We start from the raw sequence: 24946 nt of genomic DNA on the forward strand, positions 1-24946 counted from the left end.
CATTCAAATTTGAATGGCTTTTGTTTTAAGCAATATATTCTAAAGTTCGTTCAAGAGCCATTCCTCTCGAACCTTTTATCAAAATAGTATTAGAATCAAATTTGAAACTTTTCAGGAAGTCGGCAAATGCATCAAAAGTTTCAAAAAACTTTATATTGTCACTCAAAACCCGATTCGAATAAAAGGATTTTCCAATTAAAAAAGATAATGACTGATCTTGAGTTGCCAGAGAATCTACAATAACTTTATGCTCATATAAACTCTCTTTTCCCAGCTCAAACATATCTCCAAGAATCATAATCTTATTATTCTTATCCAATTGAAGAAAGTTTGTAATCGCCACAGCCATACTGCTAGGATTTGCATTATAAGCATCTAAAATAATCTCATTTGAACCTTTTTGCATCATTTGAGATCTATTGTTAGCTGGAACATAATCTTCAACAGCGTTCTTTATATCGGCTTCTGTTACTTCAAAATATTTCCCAATTGCCGTTGCGGCATTTATATTATTAGCATTATAAAGTCCAATTAAATGCGATTCGATTTTGAAATCATTATAACTAACAGCCACAAACGGATTTGCTGTAATTTCTTGAATATTCAAATCGGCACTTTCCTTTTTTACACCAAAAGTAAAGGATTTAATTCCTTTTGATTTCTCTATTTGAATAGGATCTTCGAGATTTACAAAAACAGTCTTTTGATTTGCATACAGATATTGATACATTTCGCTTTTTCCGGCGATCACACCTTCAACCCCTCCAAAACCCTCTAAATGCGCTTTTCCAAAGTTCGTAATATAACCAAAATCCGGCTGCGCTATCTGACACAGGAATTCAATTTCTTTCTGATGATTAGCTCCCATTTCTACAATCCCAATCTCTGTTTCTTTTGTAAACGAAAGTAAAGTAAGAGGCACACCAATATGATTGTTTAAATTTCCAATAGTAGCTTTTGTTTTAAACTTTTTTGATAATACAACATTTATTAATTCCTTAGTTGTTGTTTTTCCATTGCTGCCTGTTAGAGCAACAATTGGAAGCGCCAAATAAGAACGGTGAAATTTTGCTAATTCCTGAAGTGTCTGCAAGCTATCTTCAACCAAAATAGTCCTATCATCAATAAAGTATGATTCGTTATCAATAACAACATACAAAGCCCCCAAATCTAGTGCTTCCTTAGCAAATGTATTAGCATCAAAATTCTCTCCTTTGATTGCAAAAAACATTGAATTCCTTTCAATCTTTCTGGTATCAATAGAAAGTGAACTACATTGTAAAAACAAATTATGAATGTCCTGAATATTCATTTATAAAATTTTAAATAGACCATAAAAATAGAAAAAAACAATAAAAAAATTCCAAATTCCAGACTGAATATTCAGCTTTTGGAATTTGGAATTTTTATGCTAGAAATTCTAATTCTTAGTTTCTAGGAGATTTTCTTCTTTCAGATTTTGCACCCACTCTAGACATTGCACATCTGAAACCAATATAGTCAGTTGCCATATCTTGAGGGAAGTATCTTCTTTGAGCTGGATCTAACCAATAAGCTCTATCTCTCCAAGATCCTCCTTTGTAAACTCTTACTTTATCATCGATTAAAGTAGTACGTTTACTAGAATTATCATATTTTCTTATCATTTTTCCTAAACTGTCAGTAGTTACATTATGTTTAGGAGAATTGTACATAGCTTGGTCTGCTTTTGAACCTGATTCAGAATCACCAAAGTCGAAATATCTTGAAGATTGTTTATCACCATCTCTGTAGTTGATATTATCACTTGTGCTGAAGTTTTGTCTCAAATAAGTTTCTTGCTCATCAACCGGCACCTGTGCAATTTCTCCAGGAAGGTTTCTCGCAATAACTTTACCGTTACTTAAAGTATCATACTTAATTGTAGCAGTTGTAACAATTTCCACTTTACCATCTTTACCAATTTTGTTTTTAGCATATTGGTTTCCTCTGTAATAGTTGAAATCATTTGCTTCATTATCAATAATTGGTCTGTAAACGTCAGCTACCCATTCTGCAACGTTTCCGGCCATATCATATAATCCGAAATCGTTTGGAGCATAACTTTTCACAGCATTAGTAATATCTGCTCCATCATCTGACCAACCTGCAATTCCACCGTAATCACCGTTTCCTTGTTTAAAGTTAGCCAATTGATCCCCTTTATTTTTACGTTTGTTAGAACGTGTATAATCTCCAGACCAAGGATATTTCTTTTGCCCTTTGTAGATGTTATATTCTCTTTGTCCAACATCAGCAGCAGCTGCATATTCCCATTCTGCTTCAGTAGGAAGTCTGTACTCTGGTAAGATAATTCCAGAAGATCGTTGTGCGTACACATTTTTCTCTTCAGGAACTACACCATCTTTTCCTGCTTTTGGTCTTCTTCCAGTTGGGTTTTTCTTTAATACAATTTCTTCGCTTCCACCACGTGATGTACTTGGAGACATTAAGTATCCTTCAGTATTAAATGCGTTTTCAGCATTAACATCATTTGTTTTAGCACCTTTTTGAAGATATCCGTTTTTCTCTAAAACTGCTTCGTTCACACGGTCAGTTCTCCATTTACTAAATTCAACAGCTTGAATCCAGTTAACACCAACTACAGGATAGTTAGCATAAGAAGGATGTCTTAAGTAATTATTAGTCATCGTTTCGTTGTAACCTAAACGATTTCTCCAAACAAGTGTATCTGGCGATGCTCCTTCGTAAATATTTTTGTAATTTTCTTCTGTAGGCGGGAAAACTTTCTTTAACCACTCTAGGTATTCTAAGTACATACCGTTCGTAACTTCGGTTTCATCCATATAGAATGACTGAACGTGTTGTTGAGTTGGTGTGTTATTCCAATCGTGCATAACATCATCCTGTACCTTACCCATAGTAAACGTACCTCCTTCAACAAAAACCAAACCAGGACCAGCCTGTTGTTTTTTACCTGCATTTCTAGCAGCAGTTCCATTCTGACTATCTACATCCCAACCAGTTGCTCTAGAAGCGTGGCTCGAACTCGATTTTTTGCTACAACTAGCCGTGCCCAACATCAATACCATTGACATCATTAATTGCAAGACTACAATTTTGTTTACTTTCATACTCATTCTTAGGTGATAAATTTAGGTGCTGCAATATAATAATTAACATTTAATTGGCAACATCTGTTCTAATAATTTTATTTAGCTGTTTTTTATCAGGAAAATAACCTTTAGTTACGAACGCAAAAATATACTTTTTATTATTTACTGTAACATGAAATACTATATTTTTACTTACTAATTATTTTTTAATTAATTTTCACTTTTTAAACCAATGAAACAGCTATTTTTCATCTACTTTTTTTTAATTCCAATTCTTGCTTTTCCCCAGCTAAATGGCGAGGTAACGCTAAATTGGCAAGACAAAAAAGAAGCAAATTATGGTGAAAATAGAATTACAATTCCGTACTTCTCTGGAAGCGGTTTTCGCTTTGATATGACTAAAAAAAGCGTAACATTATTAGAAAACCTAAACCTCTCGAACCTATCAAATGGCGGCTCAATACAAATTAGCAACGTCATTTATGAGTCTATATCTAAAGCTGATTTAGGTGATTTAGCTCCTGAAAATATCCCTGCAAAACCAAATGAGACCCTAATAATTACGAATGCAAGAGACTTAAAGCGTACTTTTTTATCCTTAAACCCGATAATAAAAGATGGAAATGGCTTTAAACGCATCAAGTCTTTTTCTTACTCTATCAACAGTTCTACAGCAAGAAGCTCCAATAGTTCCATTTTTCAAAAAACCGCAGCAATTTCAAATTCTGTGTTAGCATCTGGAGACTGGTATCGTTTTTATGTTCAAAAATCTGGGGTTTACAAAGTCACAAGATCTTTTTTGCAAAGTTTAGGATTAGATCCATCAAAAGTTGATCCGCGAAGAATCAAAATTTACGGAAATGGAGGCCGAATGCTCCCTTTAGCCAACAGCACTTATTACCCCGATGATTTAACCGAAAATGCAATTCAAATAATTGGCGAAAATGACGGTGTATTTAACAATGAAGATTATATTCTTTTTTATGCAGAAGGAGTTGAAAACTGGAATACTGAAAGCGAAACTAATCTAAACCTATACGACTCGAAATCTTATTATTATGTTACCGCTTCTGGCGGAGACGGAAAAAGAATTCAAAACCTTAATCAGCCTACTGCTAGCACTACATTAGAGCTAAACACGTTTGATGACTATCAATTTCATGAAATTGATCAAACCAACATTGTTCACTTAGGCCGTCAATGGCTTGGAGAATCATTCGATATAAATCAAGAACAAGAATTTACTTTTAACTTCCCTAATCTTGACTCTTCAGTACCTGTAAAAATAGAAACAGCTGCAGCATCAGCTGCTTTTACCAATACTTCTTTTACAGTTTCTGCCAACGGACTAAGCGTAGGAACCATAAACTACCCTTCCTTAACACCAAGCTCAGAAATTAAATACATAAACAACAGCCTGCCTCCTAACACAACATTTACAGGAACTGATAATATTAAAATAAAACTTACCTATAATAATAATGGAGTCCCAGGATCTAAAGGCTATCTAGATTACATCAATCTAACCGCAAAACGAAAACTTCTGGGAACAGGAAAACAATTTCATTTTCAATATAATGATGCAGGTTCCACAGCAGGAGTCGTTAATTACACCTTTGGAAACGCCACAACAATTTCTCAAGTCTGGGATGTTACCGACCTATATAATGTCTTAACAATTCAAAATTCAAATCAGCCCAGCTTTAGCTTCAAAGCCAATTTAGGCGAAGTTAGAAAATATGTCGCAATAGACGCTTCTGACTATTATACTCCTTTAAAAGAAAATCAGTCCAAAATTGCGAATCAGAACTTAAAAGGAACTATTTTCAGAAACAGCCAAAACACTTTCCAAGACATAGATTATCTAATTGTCACAATCAAATCTTTAGTTTCTCAAGCCGAAAGACTGGCGAACTTCCATCGAACCAATTCCAATTTAAATGTAAAAGTGGTTTCTCTCGAAGACATCTATCAGGAATTCTCATCAGGAAAACAAGATATTGCCGGGATTCGAAATTTTGTAAAATACATTTATGAAAATGCTTCTTCTCCTGAAAAAAGAATAAAATACCTAAACTTATTTGGTGACGCTTCATACGATTATAAAGATCGAATCTCAAACAACAACAACATTGTTCCTATTTATCAATCTCTAATAAGTTATACTATAGGCGAAGCTGGATTTGCCACCGATGACTTTTATGGACTTATGGACGCAAACGAAGGAATCGTAGGTTATCCTTTTGACGGAATTGACATCGCAACAGGACGCATGCTGGTTTCAGATAACGCTCAGGCACAAGAAATGGTCAATAAAGTTTTAGAATACCATGATACTAAATCCTATGGGAACTGGAGAAATAATTTTGTTTTGATAAGTGACGATACAGATACAGCGGGAGACGAAACGCTACAAGCCAATCAAAACGCGCTAGCAGACTTAATTGCAACCGAAAAACCTTTTTTCAATATCGAGAAAATATTTTTAGACGCTTACACACAAGAAGCTTCCGCAGGAGGAGCAAGATACCCTAAAGCCAGAACCGATTTCTTTAATGCTTTTGAAAAAGGAGCTTTAGTTTTTAACTATTTAGGTCACGGAGGAGAAGATGGACTTGCGAGCGAAAGAATTTGGGAAAAATCAGATGGTCAAAATCTGAATAATCAATACAAATATCCTTTATTCATAACCATAACATGTGAGTTTTCAAGATTTGATGATCCGTCAAGACCAACTGCTGGAGAATATGTCTATTGGAATCCTAAAGGAGGAGCGATTTCTATGCTGACCACAATTCGTCAAATTGGCAAGATAAACGGAGAAAGCTTCAATAGTACTTTAAGCAGAAACCTTCTATCATACGGTTCAAATCAATATAACAGCATAGCCGAATCTCTTCGAATTTCTAAAAATGAAAACTCCAGTTCTGGCAGCAACGTTGTTACCTATTTAGGCGATCCCGCCTTGATGCTGGCAATTCCAAAGCCTAGAATCAACTTAACAAAAGTAAACGACATTGCAATTTCGCAACCAATTCCAGATTTCAAGTCATTATCTAAAATTAAAATATCGGGAGAAATCACAGACGAAAACAATACCTTATTAAGTAACTATAACGGAGAATTGGCAACCGCTATTTTCGACAAAATGCTTACGAACTCAACTTTAAACAATGACGGATTAAGCCCGCCTATGCAGTTTAAAACTTTAGGCGAAACTATTTTCAGAGGGAATGCATCTGTTACAAATGGACAATTTGAATTTAGCTTTGTAGTTCCTAGAGATATTAGAATTCCTGTTGATAATGGAAAAATTAGTTTTTATTCAAAGAAAAATACTACTTTAGAAAATCAAACTGGATATAATAATACTATCAAAATTGGAGGGATTAATGAAAATGCACCTCAGGACAATATTAGTCCAAAAGTGAAGTTATATATGAACGACGAAACTTTTGTATCTGGAGGCATCACAAACGAATCTCCATTCCTTTTAGCGTTTTTAGAAGACGAAAACGGAATCAATACAGCAAGTGGAATCGGACATGATATCGTTGCAATTTTAGATGGAGATGTTAGCAATCCTTATATTTTAAATGATTACTATCAGACAAAATTAGATGATTATACAAATGGAAACTTACGTTTTCCATTTAGAAATTTAGCTCCAGGACTGCATACTATAAGTTTTACTGCTTGGGATGTTTACAACAATCCCGTTACAAGCGAGATTCAATTTACAGTTGTAGGAGACGAATCGTTAACCTTATCACATGTTCTTAACTACCCAAATCCTTTTTCAACTTATACTCAATTTTGGTTTTCACACAACAGGCCTTACGAACCACTGGACGTGCAGGTACAAGTAATGACCATAACGGGTAAAGTAGTTTGGACAAAAAACCAAACCATAACAACAGAAGGATTTTTATCTAGAGAGATTACATGGGACGGAAAAGACGATTTTGGTGATAGAATCGGAAAAGGAGTGTATATTTACAAACTAACTGTAAAATCAAATTTAACAAATAAAAAAGCAGAAAAATACGAAAAGCTTGTCATCCTATAATATTATATATATTTGCACCACCAAAAAACATATGTCCCTTAAATGAAAAAACTATCATTTTTATTAATTTGCCTTTTGACCCTTTTTAATTCAAAGGCTCAGGAATCAAGACCAATAGTAACCGGGGTTCCTTTTCTATTAGTTGCTGCAGATGCTAGAGCAGCGGGTTTAGGTGACCAAGGAGTCGCTACTTCTGCTGACGTTTTCTCGCAACAATGGAATCCCGCGAAATATGCTTTCTCAGAAGATGCACAAGGTCTTTCTATCAGTTACACTCCTTACTTAACAGATCTTGCAAACGACATTTCTTTAGGTCAGGTAACCTATTATAACAAATTTAGCGAACGAAGCGCTTTTGCTGGAAGTTTTCGTTATTTTGGTTTCGGGGGAATTGAATTACGATACACAGGAGACCCTAACGAGGCTGTAAGAACCGTAAATCCAAACGAATTCGCCTTGGATGGATCTTACTCTCTAAAATTAAGCGAACAATTCTCTATGGCTGTTGGAGCGCGTTTTATAAACTCCAATTTAAAAGTGGCTTCAGAAGAAGTTGATGCATCGGCTGCAAGTTCATTTGCTGTTGATGTAGCTGCTTTTTATCAATCAGAAGAAATTGCTTATCAAGACTTCAATGGAAGATGGAGAGCCGGTATCAATCTTCAAAACTTAGGGCCAAAAATCAGCTATGACAGAGACGATTTAAGCTCAAACTTCTTACCTGCCAATTTAAGATTAGGAGGAGGATTTGATTTTATTTTTGACGACTACAACAAACTTGCTGTAAGTGCTGAACTTACTAAACTTTTAGTTCCAACACCTCCAGGAATTCAAGCCGCTGTTGACGGAAATGGCGATGGAGATTTTGACGACCCAGAAGATATTACACAACAGCAGGCTACAGATGCCGCTTACAATGACTATAGAAATATTGGATGGGTTTCTGGTATCTTCAAATCTTTTGGAGATGCCCCAGGCGGATTCAAAGAAGAGATGAAAGAGGTTACCTATAGCCTTGCAGCAGAATACATGTACCAAGATTCATTTGCAATGCGTTTAGGTTACTATCATGAAAGCCCTGAAAAAGGTGCTAAACAGTTTTTCTCTTTGGGAGCAGGATTCAAATACAATATCATGAAAATCGATGTTTCTTACCTATTCTCTGCTTCGAAAATAAAAAACCCTTTAGAAAATACACTTCGTTTCTCTTTAACGTTTAACTTTGGAGACAAATACGAGACGTATTAAAAGAACAGAATAAAATAAAAACAACATAATCCAAATTCCGGCATTTTAGGAATTTGGATTTTTTTTCCCTTAAAAACAGATGAAAGAAATCAATATAACAACTTCATTTACAATTTTTGAGAATTTAAACGAACTGCCTGAAGAAATTCAGGACTTAATGAACCAAGCAATTGAAATAAGAAAAAAGGCGTATGCTCCTTATTCGAAGTTTAGAGTTGGCGCTGCCTTACTTTTAGATAACGGAAAAATTATTCTAGGTTCCAATCAGGAAAATGCCGCTTATCCGTCTGGACTTTGCGCAGAAAGAACCGCTATTTTTTATGCAGGAAGCGCATATCCAGAAGCAAAAATTTTAAAAATGGCTATTACAGCAGCTTCAGATACTAATCAAACCACCGCTCCTATTCCACCTTGCGGCTCTTGCCGACAATCGATTGCAGAATACGAAATAAAACAAGAAACACCAATCGAAATTTATTTTATGGGTGAAATTGGAGAGGTTTACAAATCGTCATCATTAAAAAATTTGCTTCCATTGATGTTTGATAAAAAGTTCTTGTAAAAAAAAGCCAAAAAGTAGTCATTAAATTTTAGTTCTTAAATGTAATGTCTTATTTTTGCATCCCGAGCTTTCGGGCGCAAATTTGTGGGAGGAAACTATTTTGCGTTACAGGCAACAATAATCGATAACACAAACAACTTTAGCAAAAGAAAGAATTCAGATGAAAGAAGTTACAAAAGAGGTATATTTAAAGTGGTATGAGGACATGCTGCTTTGGAGAAAGTTTGAAGACAAACTTGCAGCATTATACATCCAACAAAAAGTTAGAGGTTTTCTACACCTATATAATGGTCAAGAAGCTGTATTAGCTGGCGCACTGCACGCTATGGACTTGACTAAAGACAAAATGATTACTGCTTACAGAAACCACGTTCAGCCAATTGGTATGGGCGTTGATCCAAGAAATGTAATGGCGGAGCTTTTAGGAAAAGCAACAGGAACTTCTAAAGGTATGGGAGGTTCTATGCACATTTTCTCTAAAGAACACGGTTTTTACGGTGGTCACGGAATTGTAGGAGCTCAAATTCCTGTGGGAGCTGGTATCGCTTTCGCAGACAAATATTTTAACACTGGTGGTGTTACCATGACTTACTTTGGTGATGGAGCTGCTAGACAAGGTTCTCTTCACGAAGCTTTCAACATGGCTATGTTATGGAAACTTCCAGTTGTATTTATCGTTGAAAACAACGGTTATGCAATGGGAACTTCTGTAGAAAGAACTGCAAACCATACTGACATCTGGAAATTAGGTTTAGGTTACGAAATGCCTTGTGGGCCTGTTGACGGAATGAACCCTGTAAAAGTTGCTGAAGCAATGCACGAAGCTATCGAAAGAGCACGTCGCGGAGATGGGCCAACTTTCCTTGAAATGAAAACGTACCGTTACAGAGGACACTCTATGTCTGACGCACAATTATACCGTTCTAAAGAAGAGGTTGAAGAGTACAAAAAAATCGACCCAATTACTCAAGTTCTTGACGTAATCTTGGATCAAAAATATGCTACTGCAGAAGAAATCGAAGTAATTGACCAAAGAGTTAAAGACTTGGTTGAAGAATGTGCGAAATTCGCTGAAGAATCTCCATATCCAGACTTACAACAATTATACGATGTAGTATACGCACAAGAAGACTATCCATTTACACCTCATAAATTATAAGAATTATGGCAATTAAAGTAACAATGCCTCGTTTGAGCGATACAATGACGGAAGGAACGGTAGCAACTTGGCTTAAAAAAGTAGGCGACAAAGTAAGCGAAGGTGATATCTTAGCAGAAATCGAAACAGACAAAGCAACAATGGAGTTCGAATCTTTTAACGAAGGAACTCTTTTACATATCGGAATTCAAGAAGGAGAAACTGCTCCTGTTGATTCATTATTAGCCATCATTGGTAAAGAAGGAGAAGATATATCTGCTCTTTTAGCTGGTGGCGATGCTCCTGCTGCCAGTTCTGAAGCTTCGGAACCAAAAGCGGACGCTCCTGCTGTTGAAGCAAAAACCGAAACTGCTGCTCCTGCAAAAGCAGCTGAATTACCAAAAGGTGTTATAGTAGTTACTATGCCACGTTTAAGTGATACAATGACGGAAGGTACAGTAGCGACTTGGTTGAAAAAAGTTGGCGATACTGTAGCTGAAGGAGATATTTTGGCAGAAATTGAAACAGACAAAGCTACTATGGAGTTTGAGTCTTTCAATGCTGGAACATTATTATACATCGGAATTCAAGAAGGAAGCACTGCTCCTGTTGATAGCTTATTAGCTATCATTGGACCTGCAGGAACTGACATTTCTGGAGTTGCCGAAAACTTTACTGCTGGTGGTGCTGCAACTGCAAGTGCTCCTGCTGCTGAAGAAACAAAAGCTGCCCCTGCTGCTGAAAAAGCGCCAGAAGCTGTTGCTGAAACTTCAAACGGAGGAAGAATTTTAGCTTCACCTTTAGCTAAAAAAATCGCTTCTGACAAAGGAATCCAATTATCTCAAGTAAAAGGATCTGGAGAAAACGGACGTATCGTAAAAAGCGATATCGAAAACTTTACTCCATCTGCTCAGGCTCAAACTGCTGCTTCTGCACCTGCCGCTAAACAAGAAGCATCTGCTCCTGCTGCTCCAAAAGTATTTGTTCCTGCTGGTGAAGTTTTCACAGAAGAGATCAAAAACTCTCAAATGCGTAAAATCATTGCAAAACGTCTTTCTGAATCTTTATTCACTGCTCCTCACTACAACTTAGTGATCGAAGTAAGCATGGACGAAGCAATGCAAGCTAGAGCTGCTATCAACAGCGTTCCAGATACAAAAGTGTCTTTCAACGATATGGTTATCAAAGCTTGTGCTTTAGCATTGAAAAAACATCCAAAAATCAACTCTACTTGGAAAGAAGATGCTATTATCATTAACCACCACGTAAACATTGGTGTTGCTGTAGCTGTTGAAGATGGATTAGTTGTTCCTGTATTGAGATTTACTGACGCTATGAGTTTATCTCAAATTGGTGGTTCAGTAAGAGATCTTGCCGGAAGAGCTAAAAACAAAAAATTAGGACCACAAGAAATGGAAGGAAGTACTTTTACAGTATCTAACCTTGGTATGTTTGGTATTACTGAATTCAATTCAATTATCAACCAACCAAACTCTGCTATCCTTTCTGTAGGTGCAATTGTTGAGAAACCAGTAGTTAAAAACGGTCAAATCGTAGTTGGAAACACAATGATGTTATCATTAGCTTGCGACCACAGAACAATTGACGGTGCAACTGGCGCTCAGTTCTTACAAACATTAAAACAATACATCGAAAGCCCAGTTACAATGTTGGCGTAATCTTTGTTAATTTTATAATTAAATCCCGTTCCGAAGTTTCAGAACGGGATTTTTTGTTTAATTTTCATCCTCAAATTCAAAATCTCATAAAATGAAAAAATTAATTCTTGTCGCTTTATTTCTTACGGCATTTGCTTGCCAGAAAAAAGAGCAATCAGAAAAAACGGCTATTGTTGTTGACGAACACAGTTATTCTAAACCAGAACTTGCTGTCGCAAAACATCTTGATCTTGATATCAAAGTTGATTTTGATACTCAAACCATTTCAGGAAAAGCATCATGGACAATTGATAATATTAGCAAAGGAAACGAAATTATTTTCGATGAAAACACTTTGAATATTACAAAAGTTACTTTAGGACAAGGAGAAGAAGAAAAAGAAACCAAATTTGAACTTGGAAAAGACGTTGAATTTCACGGAAAGCCAATTCATATTACTATTGAGCCAAATACAACTAGAGTAAACATTTACTACAGCACAACTAAAGATGCTGTTGCATTACAATGGCTAAAACCAGAACAGACAGCAGACAAAAAGAAACCTTTCCTGTTCTCACAAGGAGAAAGCGTTTGGTCGCGCACTTGGATTCCGTGTCAGGATTCACCAGGAATTCGTTTTACTTATAATGCTAAAGTTACAGTTCCTAAAGATTTATTAGCGGTTATGAGCGCTGTAAATCCGCAGAAGAAAAATGATACTGGAGTTTACACTTTCAAACAAGATAAAGCGATTCCGTCATACTTAATGGCAATTGCCGTTGGAGATATCGAATTTCAAGCCATTGACAACAGAACCGGCGTTTATGCAGAACCATCTGTTTTAAAAAGCGCTGCTTACGAATTTGCTGAACTAGGAAAAATGGTAAACGCTGCAGAAAAATTATACGGCCCATACAGATGGGGACGCTATGATGTTTTGGTTTTACCTCCAAGTTTCCCTTATGGAGGAATGGAAAATCCAAACTTGACTTTCTTGACTCCAGGAGTAATCGCTGGAGATCGTTCGCTTACAAGTTTGCTAGCACACGAATTAGGACACAGCTGGAGCGGAAACTTAGTTACAAACGCAACTTGGGATGATATTTGGTTAAACGAAGGTTTCACTACTTATGTTGAGCACCGAATTGGCGAAGCGATCTTTGGAAAGAAAGAATTTGACATGCAAAACGTTATTACCAATAAAGAATTGACTGATAATGTTGCAGAATTTGGAGATACAAATCCAGACACAAGATTAAAAGTGAGTTTGACAGGAAGAAATCCTGATGACGGTATCAGCCAAATTCCGTATGTAAAAGGATATGCGTTTTTAAGAGTTATTGAAAATGCGGTTGGTCGCGATAAATTCGATCCGTTTATTAAGAATTATTTTGATTCGCATGCTTTTCAATCGATCACAACAGAAGATTTTGTAAAGTATTTAAACGAAAATCTTATAAAAGGAGATAAAGCTTTAGCCGATAAAATCCAATTAGAAGACTGGATTTACAAACCAGGAATTCCATCAAATATCCTTCCGGTAAGTTCTGCAGAATTTGATGCTATTGACGCCATTCAAAAAAACTGGAGAGAAACTGGCATAACCGGTTTAAGCAAAAAAATCACCACAACTGCGGAAAAACAGCATTTTATAGATCATCTTCCAGCTGATATTACAGCAAAAGAAATGGAAGCAATTGATAAAGAATTCAACTTTACAAAAGGCGGTAATTTCATTATCAAACGTCAATGGTTTGTTCAGGCAATTCGCCATAAATATAAAGCTGCTGATCCTGCAATTGAACAATTCTTAATTGGAATCAGCAGAACAGGTTCTGTTATGATGTTGTACAAAGAAATGGCTAAAACTCCAGAAGGAAAAGTTTGGGCTAAAAATGTTTTTGATAAAGCCAAATCTGGGTATCATGCAACAACTATTCAAGCTGTTGAAGGTGTTTTGAAATAGTATTCAGTCTCTGTCGCAGTTTTCAGTGCCAACTGAGACTGAATACTGTGACTGAAAACTTAAAAAAATCCTCGTTTACAAATTGTATTCGGGGATTTTTTATGCGTACCATTTGTCATTTCGACTGAAAGGAGAAATCACACTAGAAATTCCTTAACAATTATCGACAATCTTTGCAGAATCCCGAGTGTGATTTCTCCTTTCAGTCGAAATGACAAACTAAACAAAAAACACTCTTTTGAAACCCAGTGCCCTAGCCCCGATAGAAGTGGAAATCCTTTAGTGGCGGGGTTCGCCACTAAAGATTGGAACGGATAGCGGGATTAGCTCCTAAAAAAATTAATTACGAAAACCGAAACATCTAGATAATTCTCCTTTAAAAAAAACTCAGGGAAAATTATCCATCACATAGCGTCAATCCTCCATGTTTTAAAATCTGCAATCGTCGCAACTTTGTAATGTCAAAAGACAACAACAAATAACAACTTTAAAAAATTAAATAAAATGGCACGATTAACAGCATTAAACCCAGAAGAAGTAACAGGAAAAACTAAAGATTTATTCAACGCAGTTCAGGCAAAATTAGGCGTTGTACCAAACATGATGAGAACAATGGGAAATTCTCCAGCAGTTTTGGAAGGATATCTGAATTTAAGTGGCGCTTTGAGCCACGGAAAATTAAGCGCAAAAACAGGAGAATTAATCGCTCTAGCAGTTTCAGAAAGCAACTCTTGTGATTATTGTTTAGCAGCTCACACTTTTATTGGAGAAAAATTGGTAAAAGCTGATCCAGCAGTTTTAAAAGCAGCAAGATCTGGAAATTCTGCTGATACTAAAACAGAAGCGATTTTACAATTTGCGAAAACCTTAATCAGTAAAGGTGGTTTAGTAAATGATGAAGATGTAAATAAAGCGAAAAATGCAGGAATTTCTGATGCTGAAATCGCTGAAACTATTGGTCATGTAGCTTTAAACGTTTTAACAAACTACTTTAATAATGTAGCCAATACAGAAATTGATTTTCCAGCAGTTTAATCAAGATTTGCACATTCACTATAACAAAAAACAATTTATAAAGATAGCTACGGATTTATTTCATGGCTATCTTTATGCTTTCAAAAACAAAACACATGAGCTCTCAAAATGTTTTCACTTTAATCAATCCGCAAAATGGGAATTTGGCTTTTAAAATTCTTCCTTTTGATGACAACAGCCATTTCGACCATTTACAGCGCAATAATTATTACTCGCTAATTTGGGTCACCAAAGGAAAAGGCAAGGTAAAAGCCGATTTTGCGGAACATCATTTTGAAGAAAACTCACTTCTCGCCTTTTCGCCTTACCAGCCTTTTATGCTTTGTGTAAATGAGCCAATTGAAGGAATTGCAATTCATTTTCATCCTGATTTTTATTGCATTCACATGCACCAAAAAGAGGTTTCTTGCAATGGTGTTTTGTTCAATAATATTTATCAGCCACCGTATGTTCAAGTTACAGAACAAGCAGAGCAGACTTTTAAAATGGTGATTGAACAAATGAAAGCTGAAATCCAGAATGCAGAATTGGCACAATATGAGTTATTGATTTCATATTTAAAAATCTTTTTAATTACGGCTTCAAGATTAAAAACAGAACAGTTGGAAGAAATGAAATCGGTTCCAGATTCAAAAGAGCCTTTGATTCTCCAAAACCTGAAAGATGCAATTGAGCTCAATTTCAAAACCAAACATTCGGCCGGAAATTATGCTGATTTATTAAATATTTCTCCAAAAGCGTTAGCAAAATTGTCTAAGAATTATTTCAATAAAACCTTAACCGATTTGATTTCGGAAAGAATTATTATTGAAGCCAAAAGAGAACTTTATTTGACCAACAAAACGGTAAAAGAAATCGCCTACGAATTAGGCTATGATGACGAACATTATTTCAGCCGTTTCTTTAAAACGAATGCCGATGTTTCGCCACAGATTTATCGTGAAACTGTTGGTTTTGGAAAAATGGAAGCTTAGTTTAGAGTCGCAGTTTTCAGTCGCAGTCTGCTGATTACTGTAAACTGTTACTGATTACTTATTTTTCGCTTCAATCCATTTGGACATGTACATGGTACTTTTATAAGCATGATGCTGGAGCAGATTTCCCATAAAATTATGCAGACGATGACTTCCAGAATCGATTAAAAGTGAATTTACCAAAGAAATCAGTTGAGCGGAATAATTGCTTTTTTTATAACATTCATTAATAATTGCAATTCCGTTTTTCTGAGCTTGTTTCCAAAGATTTTCATCTTGATAAAGCTCAATTGCTTTTTTTGCAAAAACTTCGGGATTATCTTCAATGAAACCATTCCAAGGTAAATTGGCATGCATGGCTTCAGAACCAATTGAAGTTGTTGCACTTGGCGTTCCGCATTGCATAGCTTCTAATAATTTCCCTTTTAAACCTGCTCCAAAACGAATCGGCGCGAGAACAATTCTTGCTTTTTTTACAATTTCATTAGCATCTTTAGCCCTTCCCATTATAAAAAAACCATTTTTAGGCTGATGCAATTGCAAAACTTTTTGCGATGGATAGGCGCCGTAAACTTCCAAAACTGCTTCTGGGAATTCTTTTCTCAGCGAAGGCCAAATAGCTTCTTTCATATATTGAATCGTATTCCAATTTGGTTCATGAAGAAAATTTCCAATGAAAACAAAATTCTTGCGATCTTCAAAAGATGGTAATTTCAGTAGTTCATCTTCCTTCATTTCATCAACTAAAAAAGGAAGATAAGAAAGTAAAGTTTCATTGATTTTGAAAACCTCTTTCAGAATATTCATTTCAAATTCAGAAATAATCAAAGATAAATCACATCTTAAAATACTCGCAATTTCGCGTTTTGCGACTTCTTCAGACAATAAATCAGAAAGCTCAAAAGTTCGGTTTTCTTTAAAAGCTTTTTGTCTCGCTGTTCGCAGACAATGTAAATCTTCGGTATCTAAAATTCGGATTGCTTTTGGGCAGTTTTCAATTACTCTCCATCCAAATTGTTCTTCGACCATAAAGCGATCAAACAAAACAACATCTGGATTTAATTCTTTTATAAAATCATCAAAACTCGACGAATTGAGTTCGATGCTCCTTTTTATCACTCCAAATTCAGCTAAATCAACCATAAAATCGCTGTCCTGAGCCGCGCTTGCAAATGTGATTTCAAATCCATTTTCTTTGAAAATAGAAATCAACTGCATCATTCTTCCACCTGCTGCAGAAGACTTTGGCTCGGGCCAGACAAACCCAATAATTAAAAGTTTTTTTAGCTGATTCATCGTAATTGGTTTCATCTTACAAAATAATACTTTTTTCCGCGGATTTGCACCCAATTAACCAATATTCGGTCACAAAAAAACACTAATTTTGTACCATCTAAAAATGTTGGGAAATCATGTTGGGATTAAAATTAGCTACAGACCCTCGCTGGGTAAATATTGTTGAGTCAAATATCGAAGAAATTTTAACGGATCACGCTTGGTGTGAACAAAAGGCAGCTTCAAATGCCATCAGTATTGTCACTTATAACTCTGAAATCGAAGAATTGGTAACCGAAATGCTTGAAATTGCAAGAGAAGAACTAGAACATTTTCAAATGGTCCACAACATTATAAAACAACGCGGACTTACTTTAGGCCGCGAGCGTAAAGATCATTATGTAAATGAACTTTTTAAATTTATGAAAAAAGACGGAAGCCGACGAGACGCTCTTTGCGACCGATTATTGTTTTCGGCCATGATTGAAGCAAGAAGCTGTGAGCGTTTTAAAGTGCTTTCCGAAAATATTAAAGATGAAGAATTAGCAAAATTCTACAGAGATTTAATGATTTCTGAAGCCGGACATTACACAACATTTTTAGGATTCGCCAGAAAATATCAAGACAATATTGACATTGATAAAAGATGGAAAGAATGGATTGAATATGAAGGTTCTATTATTACCAATTATGGTAAAAGTGAAACCGTACACGGATAAATCATACTCGCTTTTTGACATCATTTTACACTTTAACACCCACAATTCGTTATGCAAAAAAGTAAATCCAGATCAATCGTATTTAAAATTGCGAAGTATACCGGAATCACTTTAGCTGTTCTTTTAGGATTACTATTTTTAACGCCTATCGTTTTTGAAGATCAGATTAAGGAACAAATTAAGAAAACAGCTAACGAAAGATTAAGCGCAGAGCTTAATTATTCTGATGTTTCAGTTTCTTTTTTCCGTCATTTCCCTTCTTTAACTTTAACATTAGACAATTTAAGTCTTAATGGTTCGGCTCCATACAAAAACGAAAAATTTATCACAGCGAAAGAGGTTTCTTTTGGAATTAACGTTGCTAGTTTGATTTTTAGTAAATCGGTAAAAATCGATCAGATTTATTTGTCCGATTCTTTTATCAATGTAAAGGTGAATTCAAACGGAGAAGCTAATTACAACATTTACAAATCACAGGAACAGGCTTCAAAATCGAAAGACAGCAGTGATACTGCATTAAAACTAGAGCGAATTGAAATCTTAAACAGTAAAATTGTTTACGATGACAAATCGACAAAAGTACATTTTGATGCTTTTGGATTTAATTATTTAGGAAAAGGAGATTTAAACAAAGCCGTTTTTGACTTGTATTCAAAAGCAAAAATCGAAAAATTAAATATCGTTTATGAAGATGAACCCTATTTAATGAACAAAAAGATTGATGCCGATTTGATTACGAAAGTAAACATTAACTCGCTTTCGTTCTTTTTCCAGCAGAACAACTTAAAAATCAATCAGCTTTTGGTGGATTTTAAAGGGAAATTTGATATCCTGAAAGATGGTTACAATATGGATTTTGTAATTAAATCGGACAACAGCAAGTTGTACGATGTTTTTACCGCTTTTCCTCCAAAATACATTACTTGGCTTGCCCAAACTGAATTAAAAGGAAACACAAACCTTCTTTTTACTTTAAAAGGAAAATACATTACATCACAAAATATAGCTCCAGACCTTAATTTAGACGTAAAAATCAATGATGGATTTGTGAATTATAATAAAAGTGCCTTTCCGGTTTCTAATTTAAATTTAGACATCAAAACAAAAGTTCCGTCTTTAAATCCGGACTTAGTTATTGTTGATGCTCAAAACTTATCTTTAAATATCAATCAGGATTATTTAAAATCTAAGTTTATTGTTAAAGGTGTAAATACACCGGATATTAATGGCGATTTTAAAGCTAAAATTGATCTTGAAAAACTAGTTAACGCACTTGGAATTCCTGATATAAAACTAAAAGGATCTTTAGTAAGCGATATCAAAACAAACGGAGTATTCGATCAAAAAAACAAACGTTTTCCGGTAACTAATGGTACAATTAATCTGGAAAATGGTTATTTGAAAACACCTTATTATCCAAATCCGATTACGAATATTACCATCAAATCTAAAATTGAGAATCAAAAAGGAACTTTTCAGGATTTGAAAGTAAACCTAAAACCAACTCAGTTTACTTTTGAAGGAAAACCTGTTTTTGTGGAAGCCGACCTTAGCAATTTTGATGATTTGACTTATGACGTAAAAGCAAAAGGCGAATTGGACGTTAATAAAATCTATAAAGTTTTCTCTCAAAAAGGACTTGACTTAGATGGTTTTGTAAAAGCCGATTTGGTTTTAAAAGGAAAACAAAGCGATGCTGAAAAAGGAAATTACAGCAAATTACACAACAAAGGAACTCTTGAATTGAGAAATATCGGAATTGCCTCAGAATTCCTTCCAAAGAAATTTGTTATCAAAGAAGGGATTTTCAAAATCAATCAAGATAAAATGTCGTTCAATAATTTCTTAGCCGCTTACGGACAGTCTGATTTTAAAATGAACGGTTATTTGCAAAATGTAATCAACTATGTAACAACAAAAACGGGTGTTTTACGTGGCTCTTTTAAAGTTTCGGCAAGATATATCAATGTAGATGAATTTATGTCTAATGCACCGGAAGACACACCTGTAACACAGACTCAAAACCCTGCTCAGAAAAAAGAAACAACGACAAACGAAACTGGCGTAATCGTTATTCCAACCAACTTAGATTTGCAATTATTAGCAAATGCACAAAAAGTAAATTTTGATAAACTGACCTTAAACAAAGCCACTGGAAATCTGAAAATGAACAAAGGAAAGCTGACAATGCAGAACACAGGCTTCGATCTAATTGGATGCAAGGTTGATATGAATGCCAATTACCAAGCTGTAACAACTAAAAAAGCCAATTTTGACTACGCTATAAAAGCTAATGATTTTGATATTAAAAGAGCTTACAATGAAATTGAAGTTTTTAGAAAAATGGCCAGTGCCGCAGAAAAAGCACAAGGAATTGTTTCTTTAGATTACAAATTAAAAGGACGTTTAAATTCAAAAATGGAACCAGTTTATCCTTCGCTTGTTGGAGGCGGAACACTTTCTGTAAAAGATGTAAAAGTCCGTGGACTGAAAATGTTTAATGCAGTCAGCAAACAAACCAGTTCTGAAAAAATGAAAAATCCAGATCTTTCAAAAGTAGATATAAAAACTACAGTTAAGAATAATATTATAACCGTTGATCGTTTTAAATTTAAATTTGCTGGCTTTAGACCAAGAATCGAAGGAACAACAAGCCTGGACGGAAAACTGAACTTAAAAATGCGCTTAGGACTTCCCCCATTAGGTATCTTTGGAATTCCGTTAACGGTTACAGGAACTCAGGATAATCCTAAAGTAAAAGTGGGACGTAAAACTGAGGATTTGGAGGAAACGAAAGATACTGAGGATTAAATCTCAATTTTGAAATTCCAAATTCCAATCTTTTTGCTAAAGCTCGAATCCAAATTCCCTTTTTTCAAATAAAGCATTCCAAAAGTTTTAATAAAAATGGTCTTCAAAAGAATAAAAATAGTTTTAATAATAATTGCGAATTTAGGATTCTTATGGGCTATTTACAACATGTTTTATTACAAAAAAGCTTCTTTTGACACTTCTGAAAAAGCCCAAATAAGCACAGATAAGATAATCAAAATAAGTAGCGAGGCAGGAAACTGGGAATGGAATAAAATAAATTATGATTTTTACAAAGAATTCTATTTTGACTTAAACAAAAATGAAATCATTGAATTTTGCAAGATTGCAAATTCGTCAAATGCAAAATATATTGAAAACATTCGAGCCGAAAAATGGATTGAAATAGAAATCAAAGAAAACACATCTAAAACAACAATATATTTGAAACAGAATATTGAAAATGAAGTGTACTTTGAAATCAATCACAAAACTTTCGAAGGAAAAGAATTAGAAAAATATATTCAAAAACATATAAGAGAGCAGCTTTAAAATCAAAATATTATAGAATAAAATTCCAAATATTTGAAGCATCAATTCCAAACCTTTGTCAAAGTTTAAAACTTTGACAAAGGTTTTTTCTTTTTACAGATAATTAAATTGCAAATAATAGTTTAGAAAAATATAAAATTCCCTGCCCTAAAGACCATAATAAAGCAGCAAGCCCCAACAATTTCCAAGCCCAAGAATTCCCTCTTTTCCAACTCGAAAAGAAAGAGAAAATCTCCAAGTATTTTAAAATTACAAACACACAGCTTCCTGTCAACGAAAACCAGATTATTTCATTTGAATTAATTTGATAGCCATACAGAAACATTAAAACAAGAAAAAGAACAACAACAAACTGCAAGTAATAATAGTTTCCTAAGTTATACTTATGATTCTCTTTTGAGGATAAAATGAGAAACGCAAAAATCTCCAAACTTATGAATGCTGCAATAACATTGTAAAAAACAGCATTCCATTGCAAAATCAAAACAACCGTCAAAATAACTGCTATAACTGTACACGCGCCAAGAGAATCAATACTTCTTGCACGATAGCCATCATTCTTAAAAGGAAATAAAATGGGATAAATATATTTTTCTAAAATACGCCAAAAAGGCAATGCATAAAAAGAAGCAATTCCTGAAATTACAATTTCATAATTATAAAAAACATCAGCAGGAACTTTATACAAAACATAAGAAAGAGCCAATGTCACCAAAACAGCTGGCAGACATATTGTTTTTATGGTTTCCCACGGATCTTTTCCCCAGAAATTATTTTCTATTTCTAAAACATATTTTTTTACCCAATATTCTTTGGTAAACAAAGCTGTAGACTGACTCCATAACAAGAACAATCCTAAATGAATAATTACGGTTCGCACTACAAAATCTTCAATAGAAACTGCATAAAACACACAAGCGATTCCAACTATCAACAATTCACAGGTCAATAATAAAGGAGAAAACAAATACCTTAAAACAGGCTCTAAACGCTTAAGAAGAAATCCAATTAATAAACTCCAATACTTTTTAAAAAGCGCAATAACAGCACAAATGGCTATAAAAGCCGACAAATAAAACATCCAATTGGTCAGCAATTGCGTCTGCATCCAGATTTGAACTGCGGAATTTTTTTGAGGCTTATAAACAATAGTGGAATTTTCAAAAATCTGCTTTGCTAGTTCATCTCTCGTTTCTGCATCGAATTCTGAAAACTGATTTTTATTTCCCTGCCAGAAATGATCTGTTTTACAGCCGTTTCTTTTTAGGACTTCAAATTCATATAAAATAGTTCTTTGTTTCTCATTTAAAGAACTTAAATGACTTCCAATGTTCTCTGAAGATGTTTTTGCATAAGCACTAAGACAACACAACAAGAGCAACAATAATATCTTTTTCAAACTTTCTTTGTTTAAGAGGCAAAACAAATGTAAGTTTTAAAGTCTTCCTAAAAAAGTTATAGAAATAAAAAAAACCCGATCATTTCTGAACGGGTTTTATAAAAAGTAATCTATGCTTATTATGCCTCGAATGGGATAATAGATACATAAGATTTGTTATCTCTTTTCTTTTGGAACTTAACAACTCCATCAACTTTAGCATGTAAAGTGTGATCTTTACTGATGTAAACGTTTTCACCTGGATTGTGTTTTGAACCTCTTTGTCTAACGATGATGTTCCCAGCAATGGCAGCTTGTCCACCATAAATCTTAACGCCTAGACGTTTTGATTCTGATTCTCTACCATTCTTCGAACTACCGACACCTTTCTTGTGAGCCATGACGTATGAGTTTAAATATTGTTATTATTCTTTAGTAGCTTCTTTTTTTGCTTTTGGAGCTGCTTTTTTTGCTTTTGGAGCTTCTACTTCTTCAGTAGCCGCTTCTTCTGCTACAACTGCTTTTTTAGCTGCTGCTTTTTTAGTTCCTCCTGCTGCAGAAATACCTTCAATTACAATTTGTGTAAGATATTGTCTGTGACCATTTCTTTTTTTGTATCCTTTTCTTCTTTTCTTTTTGAAAACGATAACTTTATCACCTTTTAAGTGTTGTAACACTTTAGCTTCTACTGAAGCACCTTCTATAGCTGGGGCGCCTAAAGTTACATTTCCGTTATCATCTAATAAAAGAACTTTGTCAAAAGTAACTTTTGAACCTTCTTCGTTAGCTAAACGGTGAACATAAACCTTTAAGTCTTTGCTTACTTTAAATTGTTGCCCTGCTATCTCTACGATTGCATACATATCAAATTGATTTATTGAATTTTAAGGTTGCAAATATACAACTAATAATTTACTATGCAACCTGTAAAAGCAAAAATATTTCATTCTCAAAAAACACTGTATATCAAGCACTTTTACGATAGAATTTTAATTTATTTAAAGTAAAAGACTGTTAAAATAATATCTAATTATAAACAAATCTGCAATTGATAATTAAAAAAAACTATTTTTGATGTAACTAAAATCAACTCTAGTCAACCTACTCTTGTTTGATATTTAAAATTATTAATCTTTATGAAAAAATCACTAATGATGTTAAGTGCTGCATTAATGCTTGGCGGAGTAGCTCATGCTCAAAAAGTAGCTTTTGAGGAATACAATTTAGATAATGGACTGCATGTTATTTTACACAACGATCCTTCTGCTCCTGTTGTCATTACATCAGTAATGTATCATGTGGGATCAAAAGACGAACGTCCTGACAGAACTGGATTCGCACATTTCTTTGAACACTTATTATTTGAAGGAACACAAAATATCAAACGGGGCGAGTGGATGAAAATCGTTACCGCAAATGGAGGTGTTAATAACGCTAACACATCTGATGACAGAACGTATTACTATGAAGTTTTTCCTTCTAACAGTTTAGAACTTGGTTTATGGATGGAATCTGAAAGATTAATGCATCCTATTATTAACAAAGTTGGTGTTGACACTCAAAATGAGGTTGTAAAAGAAGAAAAGAGAATGCGTTACGATAATCAGCCGTACGGAAATATCTTGGCAGAGGTTAAGAAAAACATGTTCAAAAACCATCCTTACAGATGGACAACTATTGGATCTATGAAAGATCTGGATGCTGCAACTTTGGAAGAATTTCAGGCTTTTAATAAAAAATTCTACACACCAAATAATGCCGTTTTAGTCGTAGCTGGAGATTTCGAAAAGGCAAAAACAAAAGAATGGATTCAGAAATACTTTGGACCAATTCCAAGAGGCGAAGAGGTTAAAAAACAAACTTTTACCGAAGAGCCAATTACACAAACCATCAAAGCTACTTATGAAGATCCGAACATTCAAATCCCAATGATCGTGGCTTCGTACAGAACACCCTCAATGAAAACGAGAGATGCACGTGTTTTAGATTTAATTTCTTCTTATTTAAGCGACGGAAAAAGCTCTAAACTTTATAAAAAAATAGTTGACGACAAAAAAATGGCGCTACAAATTGGCGCTGTTGGATTTAGTCAGGAAGATTACGGAACTTACATTTTATACGGTTTGCCAATGGCACCCAATACAACTGCAGATATTTTAAAAGAAATAGACGAAGAAATTGTAAAAATCCAAACCGATCTTATTTCTGAAAAAGATTATGAAAAACTACAAAACAAATTCGATAATAATTATGTGAATGCAAATTCAAGTGTTGAAGGAATTGCTGAAAATCTTGCTTCTTATTATCTGCTTTATGGTGATGTAAATCTAATCAATACAGAAATTGATATTTACCATTCTATCACCAGAGAAGAAATTAGAGAAGTTGCCAAGAAATATTTGAATCCAAATCAACGCTTAATTTTAGATTACATTCCGACGCCTAAATCTCAAAACTAAGAATATC

General features: G+C 34.6%; 18 protein-coding genes. 12 read left to right on the forward strand and 6 right to left on the reverse strand.

All coding sequences use genetic code 11. From position 1 onward, the window contains the following. Nucleotides 1-25 precede the first annotated feature (25 nt). Both BM289_RS12070 and gldJ read right to left on the reverse strand, forming a co-directional pair. Complete coding sequence (locus BM289_RS12070; protein WP_091493674.1) at nucleotides 26-1312, reverse strand: UDP-N-acetylmuramoyl-tripeptide--D-alanyl-D-alanine ligase; 1287 nt, start codon at nucleotides 1310-1312, stop codon at nucleotides 26-28. Nucleotides 1313-1427: 115 nt separating this feature from the next. Next, the gene (gene gldJ, locus BM289_RS12075) at nucleotides 1428-3113 is read right to left on the reverse strand and encodes a gliding motility lipoprotein GldJ (protein WP_091493676.1); all 1686 of its coding nucleotides are present in this window, start codon (nucleotides 3111-3113) and stop codon (nucleotides 1428-1430) included. A 214-nt stretch (nucleotides 3114-3327) separates the two neighbouring features. Here gldJ and porU point away from each other — a divergent pair, with 214 nt between their 5' ends. The 8 genes from porU to BM289_RS12115 all read left to right on the forward strand — a co-directional run bounded on the left by porU (nucleotide 3328) and on the right by BM289_RS12115 (nucleotide 15745). Continuing rightward, nucleotides 3328-7164 carry a type IX secretion system sortase PorU gene (gene porU, locus BM289_RS12080; RefSeq protein WP_091493679.1) on the forward strand — a complete coding sequence of 1279 codons (3837 nt, stop codon included), beginning with the start codon at nucleotides 3328-3330 and terminating at the stop codon, nucleotides 7162-7164. 42 nt (nucleotides 7165-7206) lie between these two features. Further along, on the forward strand, nucleotides 7207-8412 hold the full coding sequence (gene porV / locus BM289_RS12085; protein WP_091493681.1) for a type IX secretion system outer membrane channel protein PorV: 1206 nt from the start codon (nucleotides 7207-7209) through the stop codon (nucleotides 8410-8412). A gap of 79 nt (nucleotides 8413-8491) precedes the next feature. Further along, complete coding sequence (cdd, locus tag BM289_RS12090) at nucleotides 8492-8974, forward strand: cytidine deaminase (protein ID WP_091493684.1); 483 nt, start codon at nucleotides 8492-8494, stop codon at nucleotides 8972-8974. Between the two features lie 160 nt (nucleotides 8975-9134). Continuing rightward, nucleotides 9135-10133, forward strand: coding sequence for a pyruvate dehydrogenase (acetyl-transferring) E1 component subunit alpha (gene pdhA, locus BM289_RS12095; RefSeq protein WP_012023629.1), 999 nt, complete (start codon nucleotides 9135-9137; stop codon nucleotides 10131-10133). Between the two features lie 5 nt (nucleotides 10134-10138). Continuing rightward, entirely contained in the window at nucleotides 10139-11791 is a 1653-nt protein-coding gene (locus BM289_RS12100) for a pyruvate dehydrogenase complex dihydrolipoamide acetyltransferase (protein ID WP_091493686.1), read from the forward strand. A gap of 91 nt (nucleotides 11792-11882) precedes the next feature. Then, nucleotides 11883-13736, forward strand: coding sequence for a hydrolase/aminopeptidase (locus BM289_RS12105; RefSeq protein ID WP_091493690.1), 1854 nt, complete (start codon nucleotides 11883-11885; stop codon nucleotides 13734-13736). 504 nt (nucleotides 13737-14240) lie between these two features. Beyond that, nucleotides 14241-14771: a carboxymuconolactone decarboxylase family protein gene (locus BM289_RS12110; protein WP_091493694.1), complete on the forward strand. Its 531-nt coding sequence runs from the start codon at nucleotides 14241-14243 to the stop codon at nucleotides 14769-14771. A 95-nt stretch (nucleotides 14772-14866) separates the two neighbouring features. Then, on the forward strand, nucleotides 14867-15745 hold the full coding sequence (locus BM289_RS12115; RefSeq protein ID WP_091494220.1) for a helix-turn-helix domain-containing protein: 879 nt from the start codon (nucleotides 14867-14869) through the stop codon (nucleotides 15743-15745). Nucleotides 15746-15799: 54 nt separating this feature from the next. Here the strand turns inward: BM289_RS12115 and BM289_RS12120 are convergent, their stop codons facing one another. Then, on the reverse strand, nucleotides 15800-17041 hold the full coding sequence (locus BM289_RS12120; protein ID WP_091494223.1) for a glycosyltransferase family 4 protein: 1242 nt from the start codon (nucleotides 17039-17041) through the stop codon (nucleotides 15800-15802). A 116-nt stretch (nucleotides 17042-17157) separates the two neighbouring features. Between BM289_RS12120 and miaE the strand changes: the two genes are divergently transcribed. From miaE to BM289_RS12135, 3 genes are all read left to right on the forward strand, one after another. Beyond that, entirely contained in the window at nucleotides 17158-17739 is a 582-nt protein-coding gene (gene miaE / locus BM289_RS12125) for a MiaE family protein (protein ID WP_066032854.1), read from the forward strand. Nucleotides 17740-17790: 51 nt separating this feature from the next. Beyond that, the gene (locus tag BM289_RS12130; protein ID WP_091493697.1) at nucleotides 17791-20550 is read left to right on the forward strand and encodes an AsmA-like C-terminal region-containing protein; all 2760 of its coding nucleotides are present in this window, start codon (nucleotides 17791-17793) and stop codon (nucleotides 20548-20550) included. Between the two features lie 96 nt (nucleotides 20551-20646). Further along, nucleotides 20647-21102: a hypothetical protein gene (locus BM289_RS12135; RefSeq protein ID WP_091493700.1), complete on the forward strand. Its 456-nt coding sequence runs from the start codon at nucleotides 20647-20649 to the stop codon at nucleotides 21100-21102. Nucleotides 21103-21205: 103 nt separating this feature from the next. Here BM289_RS12135 and BM289_RS12140 read toward each other — a convergent pair whose 3' ends face one another. From BM289_RS12140 to rplU, 3 genes are all read right to left on the reverse strand, one after another. Continuing rightward, nucleotides 21206-22501: a hypothetical protein gene (locus BM289_RS12140; RefSeq protein ID WP_244165366.1), complete on the reverse strand. Its 1296-nt coding sequence runs from the start codon at nucleotides 22499-22501 to the stop codon at nucleotides 21206-21208. 119 nt (nucleotides 22502-22620) lie between these two features. Further along, complete coding sequence (gene rpmA / locus BM289_RS12145) at nucleotides 22621-22881, reverse strand: 50S ribosomal protein L27 (RefSeq protein ID WP_008466657.1); 261 nt, start codon at nucleotides 22879-22881, stop codon at nucleotides 22621-22623. Between the two features lie 24 nt (nucleotides 22882-22905). Next, on the reverse strand, nucleotides 22906-23343 hold the full coding sequence (gene rplU, locus BM289_RS12150) for a 50S ribosomal protein L21 (protein ID WP_091493706.1): 438 nt from the start codon (nucleotides 23341-23343) through the stop codon (nucleotides 22906-22908). 273 nt (nucleotides 23344-23616) lie between these two features. On the opposite strand from rplU, the gene BM289_RS12155 reads away from it, so the two are divergent. Then, complete coding sequence (locus BM289_RS12155; RefSeq protein ID WP_091493709.1) at nucleotides 23617-24939, forward strand: M16 family metallopeptidase; 1323 nt, start codon at nucleotides 23617-23619, stop codon at nucleotides 24937-24939. The last annotated feature ends 7 nt before the right edge of the window (nucleotides 24940-24946 follow it).

The sequence above is a fragment of the Flavobacterium phragmitis genome (assembly GCF_900112575.1).
Classification (GTDB): Bacteria; Bacteroidota; Bacteroidia; order Flavobacteriales; family Flavobacteriaceae; genus Flavobacterium; species Flavobacterium phragmitis.